11 protein-coding genes are annotated in these 15,466 nt (G+C 40.5%); 4 read left to right on the forward strand and 7 right to left on the reverse strand.

All coding sequences use genetic code 11. From position 1 onward, the window contains the following. On the reverse strand, positions 1-1,068 hold a 1,068-nt coding region (locus AAC037_RS05680; RefSeq protein WP_339902074.1), incomplete at its 3' end, for a hypothetical protein. Positions 1,069-1,207: 139 nt separating this feature from the next. Here AAC037_RS05680 and AAC037_RS05685 point away from each other — a divergent pair. The 3 genes from AAC037_RS05685 to AAC037_RS05695 all read left to right on the forward strand — a co-directional run bounded on the left by AAC037_RS05685 (position 1,208) and on the right by AAC037_RS05695 (position 4,749). After that, positions 1,208-2,359: a 2-isopropylmalate synthase gene (locus AAC037_RS05685; RefSeq protein ID WP_339902075.1), complete on the forward strand. Its 1,152-nt coding sequence runs from the start codon at positions 1,208-1,210 to the stop codon at positions 2,357-2,359. Between the two features lie 161 nt (positions 2,360-2,520). Beyond that, on the forward strand, positions 2,521-3,774 hold the full coding sequence (locus AAC037_RS05690; protein WP_339902076.1) for an amidohydrolase/deacetylase family metallohydrolase: 1,254 nt from the start codon (positions 2,521-2,523) through the stop codon (positions 3,772-3,774). A gap of 12 nt (positions 3,775-3,786) precedes the next feature. Further along, complete coding sequence (locus tag AAC037_RS05695) at positions 3,787-4,749, forward strand: metallophosphoesterase (protein WP_339902077.1); 963 nt, start codon at positions 3,787-3,789, stop codon at positions 4,747-4,749. A 33-nt stretch (positions 4,750-4,782) separates the two neighbouring features. Here the strand turns inward: AAC037_RS05695 and AAC037_RS05700 are convergent, their stop codons facing one another. Beyond that, on the reverse strand, positions 4,783-5,133 hold the full coding sequence (locus AAC037_RS05700; protein ID WP_339902078.1) for a Spx/MgsR family RNA polymerase-binding regulatory protein: 351 nt from the start codon (positions 5,131-5,133) through the stop codon (positions 4,783-4,785). A gap of 539 nt (positions 5,134-5,672) precedes the next feature. On the opposite strand from AAC037_RS05700, the gene AAC037_RS05705 reads away from it, so the two are divergent. Beyond that, the gene (locus AAC037_RS05705; protein WP_339902079.1) at positions 5,673-8,789 is read left to right on the forward strand and encodes a DUF5107 domain-containing protein; all 3,117 of its coding nucleotides are present in this window, start codon (positions 5,673-5,675) and stop codon (positions 8,787-8,789) included. A 78-nt stretch (positions 8,790-8,867) separates the two neighbouring features. Here the strand turns inward: AAC037_RS05705 and hemL are convergent, their stop codons facing one another. The 5 genes from hemL to AAC037_RS05730 all read right to left on the reverse strand — a co-directional run. After that, positions 8,868-10,154, reverse strand: a complete 1,287-nt coding sequence (gene hemL / locus AAC037_RS05710) for a glutamate-1-semialdehyde 2,1-aminomutase (RefSeq protein WP_339902080.1) — start codon at positions 10,152-10,154, stop codon at positions 8,868-8,870. A gap of 6 nt (positions 10,155-10,160) precedes the next feature. Next, positions 10,161-11,819 (reverse strand): ABC transporter substrate-binding protein, encoded by a 1,659-nt coding sequence (locus tag AAC037_RS05715; protein WP_339902081.1) that lies wholly within the window; start codon positions 11,817-11,819, stop codon positions 10,161-10,163. 150 nt (positions 11,820-11,969) lie between these two features. Beyond that, complete coding sequence (gene guaA, locus AAC037_RS05720; RefSeq protein WP_339902082.1) at positions 11,970-13,499, reverse strand: glutamine-hydrolyzing GMP synthase; 1,530 nt, start codon at positions 13,497-13,499, stop codon at positions 11,970-11,972. 732 nt (positions 13,500-14,231) lie between these two features. Beyond that, positions 14,232-14,939, reverse strand: coding sequence for a hypothetical protein (locus AAC037_RS05725; RefSeq protein ID WP_339902083.1), 708 nt, complete (start codon positions 14,937-14,939; stop codon positions 14,232-14,234). 77 nt (positions 14,940-15,016) lie between these two features. After that, positions 15,017-15,466 (reverse strand): T9SS type A sorting domain-containing protein (locus tag AAC037_RS05730; protein WP_339902084.1); only part of this gene is annotated, 450 nt, incomplete at its 5' end.

The raw sequence follows: 15,466 nt of genomic DNA on the forward strand, positions 1-15,466 counted from the left end.
CTTTCTTTTGATTGGAGAAATATCTCTTAATAAATCAGGCACAATTTCTTCCACCCCTTTGGTAAAATCCCCCTTTAAAAAATAAAAGTTTATAAGATTGGAATAAAGATAGAGAAACGACAATATCTTACTGTTGCCATCAAACACGAAATCCTCTTGTTGCAAACTGTGCCTAAATTCTCCCAAAACCTGAGCAAAACGCTCGTAGTAGCCCATATAAAACAGGGTATCCAATAAATAATGATACGCCTTAAGGTAACTTCCTGTTGCCACCCTAATCATTTGTGGAGCCGCCTCAAAAAGATCCACCCAGTGCTGGGCAGCTCGATAACAAACCGGGAAATCTTGAATGATATGGTAATACCAAACTTGGGCTTGAAACAAATACATTTTTTCATAAAAACCCAGACTTTGGAAATCATATACCGGCATGTTTTTCTTATAAAACTTCTCCAGCATTTCCCTTCCCTCCTTGTCTTTAATATAACCGGTTTTCAAATATATCCCGTACAATTGCAATGAGAGGCTTGAAAACCGATTTTTGAGATCCACCTTATCGGACAAATGAGCCGCTTCATGGCTGAGCATATCAGCCCTATTTTCAATACTCCTAGTTATGTGTTGAGATTCTATCACCTTCTCCATCTCCACCACTCGTAGCATGATGGTATTGAGGCCATACATACTTGCCACCTGCTTGGCCTTATCCAGAGTTTTCAAACTTTGCATGTATAGGCCTTTGTTGTATAGAATTCTCCCAAAATCTATTTGCTCATTCAATTGAAGCTCAATATTCCGATCCGCATACAAAAGCCTCAAAGAGGTTAGCACTTGTTTGTACAAATGTGCCTTCATATTGGACAATTGCTTCTTACTTACAGGTGTCTTTTCCAGCAATTGCCGCTCATTGTACACCTCCATTTTGTCCAATACATCAAACAGCCTAATAAACTTAGCTCCTTCATTTGATGCCAGCCGCTTTGCAAAGAGTTTGAAATTCCTTTTTTCTGAGGGGGATAGGCTATTTATTAAGTCAAATAAAAAATCTTTTTTATTATTGGATATCATATTTTTAAACTACTTAAACACCTGATTATCTGATCATAATGTTACTTTATATCTCATTAGACGTCGGACATATAAAGTTAATCGAATTTATTCGCTAATTGTAAGGTTCTACTTTAGATTTTATAAAAATATTATAACTATGGATGAGAATCACGTATTGATCTTTGACACAACCCTTCGCGATGGGGAGCAGGTACCCGGATGTAAATTAAACACCCCTCAAAAAATAGAAATTGCCCAACAACTGGAGGCTCTAGGTGTAGATGTGATCGAAGCAGGATTCCCCATTTCTAGCCCTGGGGATTTTAATTCCGTTATTGAGATTTCAAAAAACATAACGGAGCCAATTGTTTGTGGCCTATCCAGAGGAGTAAAAAAAGACATTGAGGTGGCTGCTGAAGCATTAAGGTTTGCTAAGCGCCCAAGAATACATACTGGAATAGGAACTTCCGATTACCACATCAAGCACAAGTTCAACAGTAATAGAGATAATATTCTACAAAGGGCTTCAGATGCAGTTGCATATGCCAAATCCTTTGTGGAGGATGTGGAGTTTTATGCTGAGGATGCAGGCAGAACAGACAATGAATACCTTGCCAGAGTTTGTGAGGCAGTCATTAAAGCAGGTGCCACCGTGCTAAACATTCCTGATACTACAGGCTACTGTTTGCCTGATGAATATGGCGCAAAAATAAAATACCTGACAGATAATGTAAGGGGTATTGAAAATGTGATTATTTCAGCACACTGTCACAATGATCTGGGATTGGCTACTGCCAACTCTATTGCCGCCATCACCAATGGAGCGAGACAGATTGAATGTACTGTTAACGGAATAGGTGAGCGGGCCGGAAACACCTCTCTGGAGGAAGTGGCCATGATCATGAAACAGCACCCTAGACTTAATGTTACCAACAATATAAATTCTAAGCTACTTAACCCCATTAGTCGACTTGTGGCTGAAAAAATGGGTATGATGGTGCAGCCTAACAAAGCAATTGTAGGCTCAAATGCTTTTGCCCATTCTTCCGGCATCCACCAAGATGGGGTTATCAAGAATAGGGAGACCTACGAAATTATTGACCCCTTGGAAGTTGGTGTAGATGAATCCATGATTGTGCTTACAGCAAGGTCCGGAAGGGCAGCTTTAGCATACAGGGCACATAAAGTTGGCCATTCACTTACAAAACTTGAATTAGACAAAGTTTACGACGTCTTTCTTAAACATGCGGACATGAAGAAAGAAATATTGGATGAGGATATTCATCAAATTATCGCAGAAGCTGTTTAAAGGGAAGAAAAAGGCTTATATTAAAGGAAACGGAAGGTACAAACTTTCCGTTTTTTTTGTTTATACCACCTACCGATCAACAAATTTCACTTGCTACTCAAAAGCCTAAAGGCTAAATTATCCCCATAAATTGAATAACAACTAACACCACTATTTTGAAAATGAACAACTTTATAAAATTCACCTTTACAATTGCCTTATTGGCCATATGCTCCTTACAGGTTATGGGACAAGAATACGATCTTTTGATCAAAGGTGGCCATGTAATCGATGCTAAAAACAATATTGATGAACCCATGGACATTGCCATTACGGGTGATAAAATTGCCTTGGTTCAAAAATCAATAGATGAAGACCTTGCAAGTGAAGTAATTGATGCTACCGGTATGATTGTAAGCCCGGGTTTAATCGATATCCACACGCACAATTTCTATGGTCTGGATCCAAGAGGGCAGTACAGCAATGGCTACAGCGCCATTCATCCTGACGGGTTTACTTTACCATATGGGGTAACTACCGTGGTAGACGCTGGAGGTTCAGGATGGAGAAACTTTATACAATTCAAAGAACAAGTTATTGATAGGGTAAGGACCAGAGTTTTTGCCATGCTCAACATTGTGGGACATGGGATGAAAGGCGCACTTTATGAACAAAACCTGGACGACATGGATCCAAAAATGGCCGCTTTGGTAGCCAAGCAACATCCTGATTATATTGTGGGGTTTAAAGTAGCCCACTATGCCGGACATCAATGGCAACAAATAGACCGTTTGGTAAAAGCAGGAGAGTTAGCTGATATTCCTGTAATGGTCGATTTTGGAGGAGCCAACCCTCCACTTTCCCTCGAAACCCTTTTTATGGAAAAGTTAAGACCGGGAGATATTTACACACATATTTACGGAGGTGGCGGATTTGGCAGAGAAGCTTTGGTGGATCCTGCCGGAAGATTAAGACCTTTCATTAAAGCTGCTCAAGAAAGAGGCATTATCTACGATGTGGGACATGGTGGCTCAAGTTTTGCCTTTAAACATGCGATCCCCTCAATGCAACAAGGCATAAAACCCAATACCATAAGTACGGATGCACACATGAGCAGTATCATGAGTGGAATGAAAAATATGACCAATGTGATGTCCAAATTTCTTAATATGGGCATGAATATGCAGGAAATTATTGCAGCTTCTACATGGAAACCTGCACAGGTAATCAAGCATACCGAATTTGGCCATTTAAGTGAAGGGGCTATAGCTGACATCGCTATCCTTAATGTATTGGAAGGGAATTTTGGCTTTACTGAAAAGACAGGTGTTGGCAAAATGATGGGAAAATACAAGATAGAAAATGAGCTAACCATCCAGTCTGGAAAAGTAGTGTGGGATTTGAATGGCCTCACTGCTCCTTTGTGGGATGAGTAAAACATTAACCTTATGAAAAGAAGACATTTCTTCCAAAATGCAGGGGTAATATCGGCGGGATTAGCCTTAGGCTTAAACGAGGAATTAAACGCTGCACAACCTAAAGCTGACTTTAAAAAAGTCAAGATCATGCATGTTACCGACACACACCTGTTTAAAGACGACCAAAGAGGCGAAAAGTACCAACAATACAGTGGGAGAATGGCAAAAGCCTACAATAAAACCCATCATTTCCTTACCGGAGAATCTACCCATCCCGAAGAAGCTTTTGAAGCAACACTGAAAATAGCAAAAGAGGTAAAAGCTGATGCCATTACCCTCACCGGTGACTTGTTCAGTTTCCCTTCTGAGGCAGCAATTGAATGGGCATTTGAGCGCCTTGAAAAAACAGGAATTCCTTATTTCTATTCAAGTGGCAACCACGACTGGCACTATGAAGGCATGGAAGGAAGCCTGCATGAATTGAGGGAAACCTGGATAAATAAGCGGTTACTCCCACTCTACAAAGGCAGAAACCCGCTAATGTATTCAGCAGAAATTAAAGGGATCAATCTGGTAAATATTGACAACAGTTATTACGAAATCCTACCGGAACAACTGGAATTTTATAAAGCTGAGGCCAAAAAAGGGCTACCCATGCTTTTAATGATGCACATCCCACTATACGCTCCCGGAAGAACCTTGGGATACGGATGTGGTCATCCCGATTACAATGCTAAGAACGACAGAAACTTTAAAATTGAAAGGAGACAACGCTGGCCGGAAGAAGGTCATACTGAGACCACCATGGCCTTTCATAAAGAAGTGTTCAACACCAAGAATCTACTAGGCGTATTTGCAGGTCATATCCACAAGCAAACCATAGATTGGGCCAGGGGAATTCCACAATTCCTTACCAGCCCAAATGCCTCCGGGGGTTATCTGGAAGTAGATTTCTTGCCTATGGAGAAAAAGGATGAGACTAAATTTTCTTAAGTAAGCCTTTTAGCCATGTCCTTTTAGCATTTATTAGTATTTTGAACGTATCAAATCTTCATCAAATCCTGCCTGCATACTTCCATCTTCAAACACCAAAATAGGTCGTTTAATCATACTGCTTTTTTCTTGGAGTATGGGGATGGCAGTATCTATTTTATCCAAAGCTGACTTTGTTTCATCATCAAGCTTTCTATAGGTAGTACCTCTTCGGTTGACCACAGTATCTAAGCCAAGCTTATCAATAAAACTTTCCAAAAGTGCCTGATCAGGCTTTTGCTTTTTATAATCAGTAAACTCATATCCCTCTTCCATTGTATCAAAAAGAGAAAAAGTTTTCTTCATCGTATTACAATTTTTAATCCCATATATTTTTACTGCCATCTCACTTGATATTTTAGTCAACACAACAACTTTTTTCGCTTTGCTTTTGGCATATTAATTGCCATTTTAATTAATAGTACAAATTGCAAAACTTTATTAAAGACAAGCGAACGGACATAAAAAGTTCCGAAATCCAAGAATTTTAATCGATTCAAATGCAAATAGATTTGAGAAATATTTTTCAAAACACATCATTAATAGATTTGATGCGTTAAAACAATATCACCACTGAAATTGTTGAATGTAAAAAGCCAACTAGTATTAATTACCATTCAACATAAGAGGAGCCTAGCGCTCCTCTTTTTTTTTAGATATACACAAAATACCCCTTATCAAAAAATTATTGATTTCTAGCTCGGAATAACGAAATTTTACTCTATCACCGGAAACTGAATTGTAGGCAAGTTGCCTTATCCCGGTAAATCACAGTACACCTATAACATCAAATCCTTGAAAACAACTTACCTCTAAGATCCGGTTAATTGCTAATATTATAACCGAAATCCATGAAACTACCCTAATCAAACACCTTATTGTATATGAATTTAAAAGTAGCAGTTCTCTTGACACTAATGCTAACCACAGTAAAACTTGGTTTAGCACAGGAAGTGCAGATTTCTCAACAACCAACCGTTTTTGAGACCTATCCATTTTCGGATCCCAACCCTGTACCCTCACTGGCCTACAGGCCCAATATTTACCCCTATTTTAATTTCGAAGGTTATAGTACCAAATCGGAAAAAAAAGAATGGGACCTTATCACCATGGAAAATGATTATCTAAAAATCACTGTCATGCCTCAAATTGGTGGGCGGATTTGGGGTGCCATAGAAAAATCAACCGGTGAAGATTTTATCTATGAAAATGAAGTAGTCAAATTCCGAAATATTGCCATGCGGGGCCCATGGACATCAGGTGGTATAGAATTTAATTTTGGCATCATCGGTCATTCTCCGGCCACCGCTAGCCCTGTCGACTATGTGTATTATGAGAATGAAGACGGTAGTATTACCTGCGTGGTGGGCACAATTGATCTTCCTTCCAGAACGCAGTGGAGAGTCAAAATCAATCTACCTAAGGACAAGGCCTATTTTGAAACAGAAGGCATCTGGTACAATCCTGAACCACTTAGACAACCCTATTATAACTGGATGACCGCAGCCGCTCATGTTGCAGAAGACCAAGAGTTTTATTACCCGGGCCATGTTGCCTTGCAACACAGTGGAGAGGCTAAAGAATGGCCGATTCAAGACGGAATAGCCATTAACCATTACAAGAACAATAATTTCGGCGGGGCCAAATCCCAACACATTGCCGGCTCATTTTTAAATCATTTTGGTGGATATTTTCATAACAAAGGAATTGGTTTTGGACATTTTTCCTCATACGATGACAGTCCCGGAAAAAAACTTTGGCTGTGGGCCTTGTCTAGAAATGGCGGAATTTGGGAAGACCTTTTAACGGACAACGATGGCCAATACATGGAGTTTCAAGCCGGAAGGATGTTGAATCAATTTTCACCATCAAAAAGCGTAGAAACACCGCTCACTAAAGCAGGTTTTGCCCCTTATACACTTGATCAATGGTCCAATTACTGGTTTCCGGTAAAAGAAATTGGTGGCATAAGTGATGTTTCAAAAACTGGTGTAGTACATGTGAAACAATCCGAAAACTTGATCAGCCTAGGGTTCAACCCATTCCAAAAGGTAGATGGTGAACTGGAAATCTTTATCAATGGAAAGCAGGAACAAACAGTGGCTGTTCAGGCCCTACCCATGGAGGCAATCAACCATGAAATAAAATATGATCAGCCGGTCAAAGAACTAGAGGTAATTTATGCAGGTGAACAGCTGTATAAATGGACCGAAAAAGACGAGATGAAACTGTCTCGGCCGTTTGATAAAACCAATGCTCCACAACTATCCGAAAACCAAAAACTGTACTTTGAAGCCAGGCAGTATTATTACAGCAGGCATTATGACAAAGCAGAGATCGCCTATAAAAAATCACTTGAAAATGATCCTGGACATCTACAGGCAAGGATAGATTATGCCGAACTACTTTTGCGCTACACAGCGTATGAGGAGGCATTAGACAATATTTATAAAGCATTGGCTACCGACTATTTTGACCATCAGGCAAACTTTGTTGCCGGTAGCATTTATAATGCAATGGGACAAACCAATCAGGCTCTTGAGGCTTTCGGTTGGGCCGCTCGATCTATGGAATTCCGATCTTCTGCTTACGCCATCATGTCGGAGATTTATTTGGCAGATGGGCAACTCAATCAGGCTGTAGATTTTGCCAACAAAGCTCTTAAGAACAACACAAGCAATATCATGGCCCTACAGGTTTTGGCTGTCAGCCAAAGGCTAAAAGGAGAAAAAGCACAGGCATTAAAAACCCTGGATCAGCTTTGGGAAATTGATCCGCTCAACCATTTCATTCGCTTTGAGCATTACCTCCTTGACAAGGATCAATCCTCCCTGGAAAAATTCAAAGCAATGATAAAAAATGAAATGCCTTTTCAAAGCTATATGGAATTGGCTACTGTGTACAATAAGTACAAGCAAAAAGAAATCGCGATTCAAGTGCTAGAAAACAGCCCCAAACACCCACTGGTGAATTTGTGGTTGGCCTATCTGGATCCTGCCCAAAAGGATGCACAATTGAATCAGATGATCGCTCAGCCCTCAGCATTTGTACTGCCATTCCGGAAAGAAACATTACCTATACTTAAGTGGGCAAAGTCTGAAATTTCTTCTTGGAAGGTGGGTTATTACCTTGCCCTTAACCTAATGGCTTTGGGACAAGAAGAAGAGGGATATCAGTTGCTTGAAGCAATTGGACAATCTGCAGATGAAGCTACTTTTTATCTAAGCAGGGCTTTATTATTGAATCAACAAGGGGATGAAAAGAAACAAGAAGACCTGGAAAAAGCCCTGTCCATGGATCAATCACAATGTAGAACCTGGTTTCAACTCACCAAGCATTTTGCTAATAAGGGGGCAAACCAGGAGGCATTGACATTGGTAAAAGAAGCAGTAAAAGCTTTTCCGGGAAATTATGTATTGGAAATGGAGTACATCCAATTACTAAACAAGGCCGGCCAATACAAAACGGCGATGAAATTACTGGATAAAATTGAGGTATTACCGCATGAAGGTGCCGGTGGCGGAAGAACACTTTATGAAAGCGTTTACCTTAATGCAACCTTGCAGGACATCAAGGCCAAGAGATGGAATGCGGCTTTGACTAAAATAGAAAAATCCAGGCTTTGGCCTGAAAATCTAGGTGTAGGTAAACCCTATAACCCCAAAGAGATCTTGCAGGACTACCTTACAGCAATGGTTTACAAAGGGAGAAATGAGCAAGGTAAATCCCGTGATTACCTAGAGGCTGTGATTGCACAGGCAGATAAGGTCAATATCAATAGCCAAGAGCAGGCTCTTGTATTTTTGGCCTTGAAAAATAACGGACAAAAAGAAGCTGCAGCTGAGTTGATGGAAAAAATCAAAAAAGGAGGCAAAGCAGCTTCAGTAGCAAAAATTGAACAACTTATAGATTACGCTGAAAATAGTGATGCGGCCACAATAGACCTTAAGGAAGAAAATGGAATCGTCAAACAGATTATTGAAGTCGGTCAATCTTTGTAAAAAAAGAAACATTTGAAGCAAAAAGGGCTTTTGGAAAACCAGAAGCCCTTTTTTATTGCTAAGCCCAACTAAACTTATTTATAGACTTTTTAAAGTTTCTTCGTTTGCCTCAAGAATTTTATTCAAGTGGGTATTCTCCAAAGCAGTAGAAAGGAACAAACTTTCATATTGAGAAGGAGCCAGATAAATGCCTTTTTCAAGCATTCCTCTAAAATACTTCCCAAAAACCTCGGTGTCACAGGTTTGGGCATCTGCAAAGTTCTTTACTTTTTGGTCTGTAAAGAAAAGCGTGTACATACTTCCCAAATTATTGATGGTATAAGGAAGCCCCAAACGTTTAAGGCTATCCTTAAGTCCGGCTACCAAGGTTTCCCCTGTTTTTTCTAACTGAGTATATACATTAGGGTTTTCATCCAGGTATTTAAGCATGGTAAGCCCTGCGGCCATGGCAATGGGGTTTCCTGAAAGTGTTCCTGCCTGGTAAACAGGTCCTGAAGGAGAGACAAAATCCATAATTTCGGCTTTTCCACCATAAGCTCCCACCGGCATTCCTCCACCAATAATTTTACCCATAGTGGTGAGATCAGGCGTTACCCCTAAATACTGCTGGGCACCTCCGGGAGACAACCTAAATCCGGTCATTACCTCATCAAAAATCAGTACGATTTCTTCCGCATCACAAAGCTTCCTTAGGCCTTCCAAAAAGCCGGGCTCCGGCAATACACAGCCCATATTTCCCGCAACCGGCTCTAAAATAATGGCTGCAATTTCACCTTTATTCGCCTCCAAAACTTCTTTGACTTTTCCCAAGTCATTGAAAGGAGCCAAAAGGGTATCTTTAGCAGTACCATGCGTTACTCCGGGTGAATCAGGATTGCCCATGGTAATGGCTCCTGAGCCTGCTGCGATAAGGAAGCTATCCCCATGCCCATGGTAATTTCCTTCAAATTTTAAAAATTTATCTTTCCCGGTAAAACCTCTGGCAAGTCTTACTGCTGACATGGTGGCTTCTGTGCCACTGTTAACCATTCTCACTTTCTCTACGGAGGGAACCATCTTGGTAATCAGTTCCGCTATTTCTACTTCCATCCCTGTAGGTGCTCCAAAGGAAGTCCCTTTCTCCATGGCTTTAATTACGGCCTCACGCACCAAAGGGTGGTTATGTCCTAGCACCATTGGCCCCCAACTGTTGATGGCTTCTATGTATTCATTACCATCAACATCATAGATATAGGCACCTTCTGCATGAGAAATAAACAATGGATCTCCTCCAACGGCTTTAAAAGCCCTAACAGGTGAGTTCACCCCACCCGGTATAAATTTTTTCGCTTTCTCAAAAAGTTGCTTGCTTTTACTTGTATTCATTTTCAATTAATCTTCAATAGTCAAAACGCCATCCACCAAACTTAATATAGGGACGTAATTATTAAATTTCACTCCTGAAAAATCAAAACCAAAGGTCAAATTTCCTTTCATAAAGTTACTACGGTCCAGGTTTTTTTGAAAATCAAACCCTTTTTCATCATTGATGACCTTTGTTACAAAATCTGCCAACTCATAGCCCATATAGGCAAAGGAAGTTGGGTAATCCTTGTAAACATTTAAGTAGTTCTCTCTAAAATCATCCAAGAGTTCATTGTTAAAGTCAACCGTATTGTTACCTATAAAATGAAAGTTCTGTGCTTCCATCATGTCATAATTGGCAAAGTCAAAATACAACCAGCTCTCCATCACCACCACAGGCATCCCTGCACCTAAAGACTCTACAAGTCCGAAGGTTGGTGAAGCAATATTCGGATCATCAGAAAAAACTACCATAATATCAGCCTCAGGATTGCCATTTGCACTCAAGTCCAGACTTTCGAAAAACTCATGCATGTCTCTGGTAGAAACCTTTTGATTTCTCACTATTTGAAGCCCACTTTTTCTGGCCATTTCCGCAAAGGTCCCTGCCAACAACTCATCTCTACTGGTTCCTGAATAGGCCAAGGCAACCCTCCTGCCCTCAAATTTTCTGCAGTAGTTCAATACTTTTTGACTTATGGCCTTTATGGATGGTCTAAATAAATAGGCGTACTCGTAGCCATTGATATTGTCATCAATATTAGAAAGGGGATTTATTTGAGGTATTTTATTTTTTGCTGCATAATTAGCTACAAGTGCTGTCTCTTCAGGGTATAGCGGGCCAATAATAATATCGGCTTTGTGCAAAAATGGATCTTCGAGTATACCTCTTACTTTTGCATCATTTCTTTCAGTGTCAAAAGTCTTGAAATTTATTTGAACACCATTGGCTTGGGCTTGTTCCAAGGCCAATTTAACACCTTGGTGAAGCTGCAAAACAAAATTATTGGCTTTTAAAAATTGGGCACCTGACCTGCCTTCATAATTGAAAGGTAGCACCACTGCGATGTCTAAAACATCGTCCTTCTCCGGTAGAAAAGTATTTCCATCCCCCTTAGAAAAAGACCTGTTTTTTATTTGATCGTAAAGCTTTCTTTCATTTGTCGACATTGCCCCTTGTGTCTCAAGTCTTTGCTTAAGGGCCATTACCAAGCCATCATTTTCCGGAAAAAGGCCATATTGAACAGCAAGTGAACTTGAAGCACTTACTTTAAGGAAATTATAAGTGGCACGATAAGCTTCTTCCTTTAAGTCTTCATCTGAGATTTCTTTGATCAACCGCAAAGCATCATTGGGTGTAGACTGCTGGAAATAACACAAAGCCAATAAGTAACGTACATCGTCCTTTTTTGCAAACCCACGAGTATCTAGCAAGGAGTTCAAAGCCTCTTTTGCTAGCTCAAACTGCCTGTTTTCATAGGCTGCCCTGGCAAAATGAAACCTTGCATAATCAGAAAGCGAGGCATACTTCTCTTTGTCGAGATAGGGGCGCAACAACTCCATGGCCTCCGATTGATTACCTTGCTGAATTTGTTTTTTTGCCTGCTCAAACTGCTCAAAACCCTCCTGAGAAAATGCAGGCATTACAGGCAGGATTAGAATTAGGAAGTATAGTAATATTTTCATTTGGTGAAGAACGCTTTAATGGTGTAGTTTCAAACTTCGTACCTTTTTTCACAAAAACCAGTCAACCATTCAAAATTACGAAATTAAATTTTCCTTAAGGGCATTTACATAAAAAAGCCTGATGAAGATATCAGGCTTTTATGTTAATCTTTATTCCCACTCTATAGTTGCTGGTGGCTTGGAACTGATATCGTACACCACCCTATTTACTCCTTTTACTTTGTTGATGATATCATTGGATACCTTTCCTAAGAAATCGTAAGGTAAATGCACCCAATCCGCTGTCATCCCATCTACAGAAGAAACAGCTCTAAGGGCCACTACTCTTTCATAAGTTCTTTCGTCCCCCATGACCCCTACCGACTGAACCGGTAGCAACATGGATCCTGCTTGCCATACGTCGTCGTATAAACCTGCATCTTTTAATCCTTGAATAAAAATATAATCTACCTCTTGAAGGGTTTGTACTTTCTCGGCTGTGATATCACCCAATATCCTGATCCCTAGCCCAGGACCCGGAAAAGGATGCCTGCCAATGATGGTATCTGCTATTCCCAAAGCTTTACCTACTTCCCTTACTCCATCTTTAAAAAGTGTATTCAGTGGCTCTACCACTTTAAGCTTCATAAAATCAGGCAATCCCCCTACATTGTGGTGAGATTTGATTGTTGCTGAAGGGCCATTAACAGAAACGGATTCGATCACATCCGGATAAATGGTGCCTTGCCCAAGCCATTTCACATCTTTAATTTTATGGGCTTCATCATCAAAAACCTCGATAAAGGTTTTTCCAATCGCTTTTCTCTTTCCTTCAGGGTCTGATATACCGGCCAAAGCATCATAAAACTTCTGCTTGGCATCCACACCAATGACATTAAGCCCCATTCCTTTGTAGGAATCCAGGACTTCTTCAAACTCATTTTTTCTTAACAAACCATTGTCCACAAAGACACAGGTCAGTTGATCTCCGATGGCCCTATGAATAAGGGTAGCTGCCACAGAAGAATCAACCCCTCCCGATAAGCCCATTACCACACGGTCCTTTCCTATACTTTCCTTTAAAGAAGCAACCGTAGCATCTATAAACACATCAGACGTCCAATCCTGAGCACAATCACAAATTTGAACCACAAAATTTCTTAAGAGGTTTTTCCCCTCTTCAGAATGTGTTACCTCAGGATGAAACTGGATACCATAGGTTTCCTCTCCCTGAACCTGATAGGCCGCTACCTTTACATTCTGTGTACTAGCTATAATATCGAAGCCTTCCGGCAGCTCTTTGATCGTATCACCATGCGACATCCACACCTGAGAATCATGCGTCATCTCTTTTAGTAAAGGCGAATGGGTATCTAAATAAGAAAGCCTGGCCCTGCCATATTCCCTGGTATCTGAGGGCTTTACCTCTCCGCCAAATTTCTGTGCCATCAACTGGGCACCATAACAAACGCCCAATATGGGAAGCTTTCCTCTCAAAGGAGTCAAATCGAGATCAGGGGCATCACTGTCCTTTACAGAACAAGGGCTCCCGGAAAGGATAACTCCTTTAATATCGGAAGTGATGGGTGGAATTTTATTATACGGGTGAATTTCACAATATACATCCAGTTCTCTAACACGTCTGGCGATAAGCTGCGTGTATTGAGAACCAAAGTCTAGGATTAAAATCTGTTCTGCCATGCGCAAATTTAATCAGCCCTTGCCAATTCCCGAAATAAAAAGATGAATTTCCAAAATAATATTTGGGGTTAATGGTCTGCGAAAAATACAGAAAACCAAAAAAACAAGTGCCACCGGCCCCATAGCTGAGCCAAAGGGGTAGGTGATTTATGATTCGTCACCCTAAGGCTTCGGCTCTGCTCAGCCGCCAGGATAGAGGTATGTTCCTTGATTTATTATTTACGATTGAATTACAATTCACGTAAAAAAATCCCCCTGAATCCCCCTTTAGAGAATGGGGCTAGGGGGATTTTAATGAAAATGGAATAGCCGAATTGTCCTAAATTAAGTTTACCGATAATTATGGATAAGATAACCGGACCCTGAACGGAGCCGAGGGGGTAGGCCTGACGTTAACCTCCCCCTACTTCTACTCCGCTCTGCATTCGGGAGGTTGTTGACATTTTTTGACCGAATGGCTTCGCAACGATCCGATTGGAAAGTCTATGGTAAGTAAACGATCCACTTTTCTTTAAAAAAACAGACCTGAAGGGTCTGAACAATAATAACCGTGGGTGGCAACCCACGGGATAGGCAAACACACCTACACTCAACACTGAAGGTGTTGAACAGCTACGAGTGATCCCAAACCCGAAAATTTAAATCCAAACAAGCCCTTGTCTACCTATGAGCATGCCTATCCACCAATCTTGAATAATAAGTAAGTTTTATTACCACCAAATTAAACATCCATCAAAACCTGTAGTTAAGAAAAATCCCGGTATAAGGCTGAAAGCGCAGGCCATTTAGTTTCAGTGTATAACCTTCAGTAGATTGAATTTGATTTTGACTTCCTTCTTCCTTCGCTCTTATAGAGATACGCTCTGTATATTGCTGCTCTCCCATATAAGCTGACAATCGAAACTCTGTACTAAGCAGCAAGCGGGCACTCAGCCTAAAACGCAAACCTGCCAAAGGAGAAACCGAAAGCCTGATTTCCCTATCATACTGGTCCTGACTTTCAAAATAATCCTCCTCCGGATCTGTGTCAGGTTGCTCAAAAATCGATCGTCTATCCATCTTACGTCCTTCCAGTTCCATACCATAGTACCCCTCCCATCTTTTGGTCAGAGGTTTTATCCATTCATAACCTACCGCCAGGCCAAAATTCCCGATGCGATCTATGTTGGTAAAATCACCCTCTATTTTCTTAGCCCTGCTAACCATCCCAAAGACACGCAGTCTTAACCTATTTTGGTCATGAATCTTTTTCCTTAGCATCAATTCCAATGGTACCTGCTGGTTTTGATCCATCAACTGATCAAAAGCAAAATTAGTATTGAGACCGATTTCATACCGGCTTGTGGAATCTAATAGACTCCATGTTGAAGGTTCGTTTTGAGCTGATGCTGTAGCAAGGCTCATGATGAAAAATAGCCCTGAAAATATCCGTTGATACATGTATCTTCTTAGTTTAGATTTATGAAAATAATGACGGGATTGCTTCCTGAGTCAACAATCCCGTCATAAAAGATTAATTATTTTACTAATATTTGCCTTTTGATAACACCGTCAGGATGTTCGATATGTACATAATATCTCCCTGGAGCTAAAGAACTGATGTCAATATTTTGAATATCTTCGGTTGATTTATGGTTTGCCTTGAGGTATCCCCCCTGATCATAAATTTTTACTTCGTAATCCAACTTATTGAAGCTATGTTCTGAATTCTTGCTATCCATATTATTGAATGCTCCTTTTTGTCCTATATCATTTTGACTGGTTGGTGTTTGTACCATCTCAATATTTATAAAATCCTCTGCAGGATTCGGATTAATATTAACGGCATAATAATAGCAGTTTTCAACAAAAGGATAAGACCAGAACCACCCACTTACTCCACAGGCATTTTCCGCCCTTACTCTCATATTGTAGTATCCGTCTTGGGAAAAATTACAGATCATTACCTGATTCTTATTTCCAACAGT

It is taken from the genome of uncultured Cyclobacterium sp., assembly GCF_963976465.1.
Classification (GTDB): domain Bacteria; phylum Bacteroidota; class Bacteroidia; order Cytophagales; family Cyclobacteriaceae; genus Cyclobacterium.

What these genes read in the sequence shown, in the direction of transcription:
- AAC037_RS05685 (WP_339902075.1), top strand. Translation starts at nt 1,208, where the DNA reads ATGGATGAGAATCACGTATTGATCTTTGACACAACCCTTCGCGATGGG.
- AAC037_RS05690 (WP_339902076.1), top strand. Translation starts at nt 2,521, where the DNA reads ATGAACAACTTTATAAAATTCACCTTTACAATTGCCTTATTGGCCATA.
- AAC037_RS05695 (WP_339902077.1), top strand. Translation starts at nt 3,787, where the DNA reads ATGAAAAGAAGACATTTCTTCCAAAATGCAGGGGTAATATCGGCGGGA.
- AAC037_RS05700 (WP_339902078.1), bottom strand. Translation starts at nt 5,133, where the DNA reads ATGGCAGTAAAAATATATGGGATTAAAAATTGTAATACGATGAAGAAA.
- AAC037_RS05705 (WP_339902079.1), top strand. Translation starts at nt 5,673, where the DNA reads ATGAATTTAAAAGTAGCAGTTCTCTTGACACTAATGCTAACCACAGTA.
- hemL (WP_339902080.1), bottom strand. Translation starts at nt 10,154, where the DNA reads ATGAATACAAGTAAAAGCAAGCAACTTTTTGAGAAAGCGAAAAAATTT.
- AAC037_RS05715 (WP_339902081.1), bottom strand. Translation starts at nt 11,819, where the DNA reads ATGAAAATATTACTATACTTCCTAATTCTAATCCTGCCTGTAATGCCT.
- guaA (WP_339902082.1), bottom strand. Translation starts at nt 13,499, where the DNA reads ATGGCAGAACAGATTTTAATCCTAGACTTTGGTTCTCAATACACGCAG.
- AAC037_RS05725 (WP_339902083.1), bottom strand. Translation starts at nt 14,939, where the DNA reads ATGTATCAACGGATATTTTCAGGGCTATTTTTCATCATGAGCCTTGCT.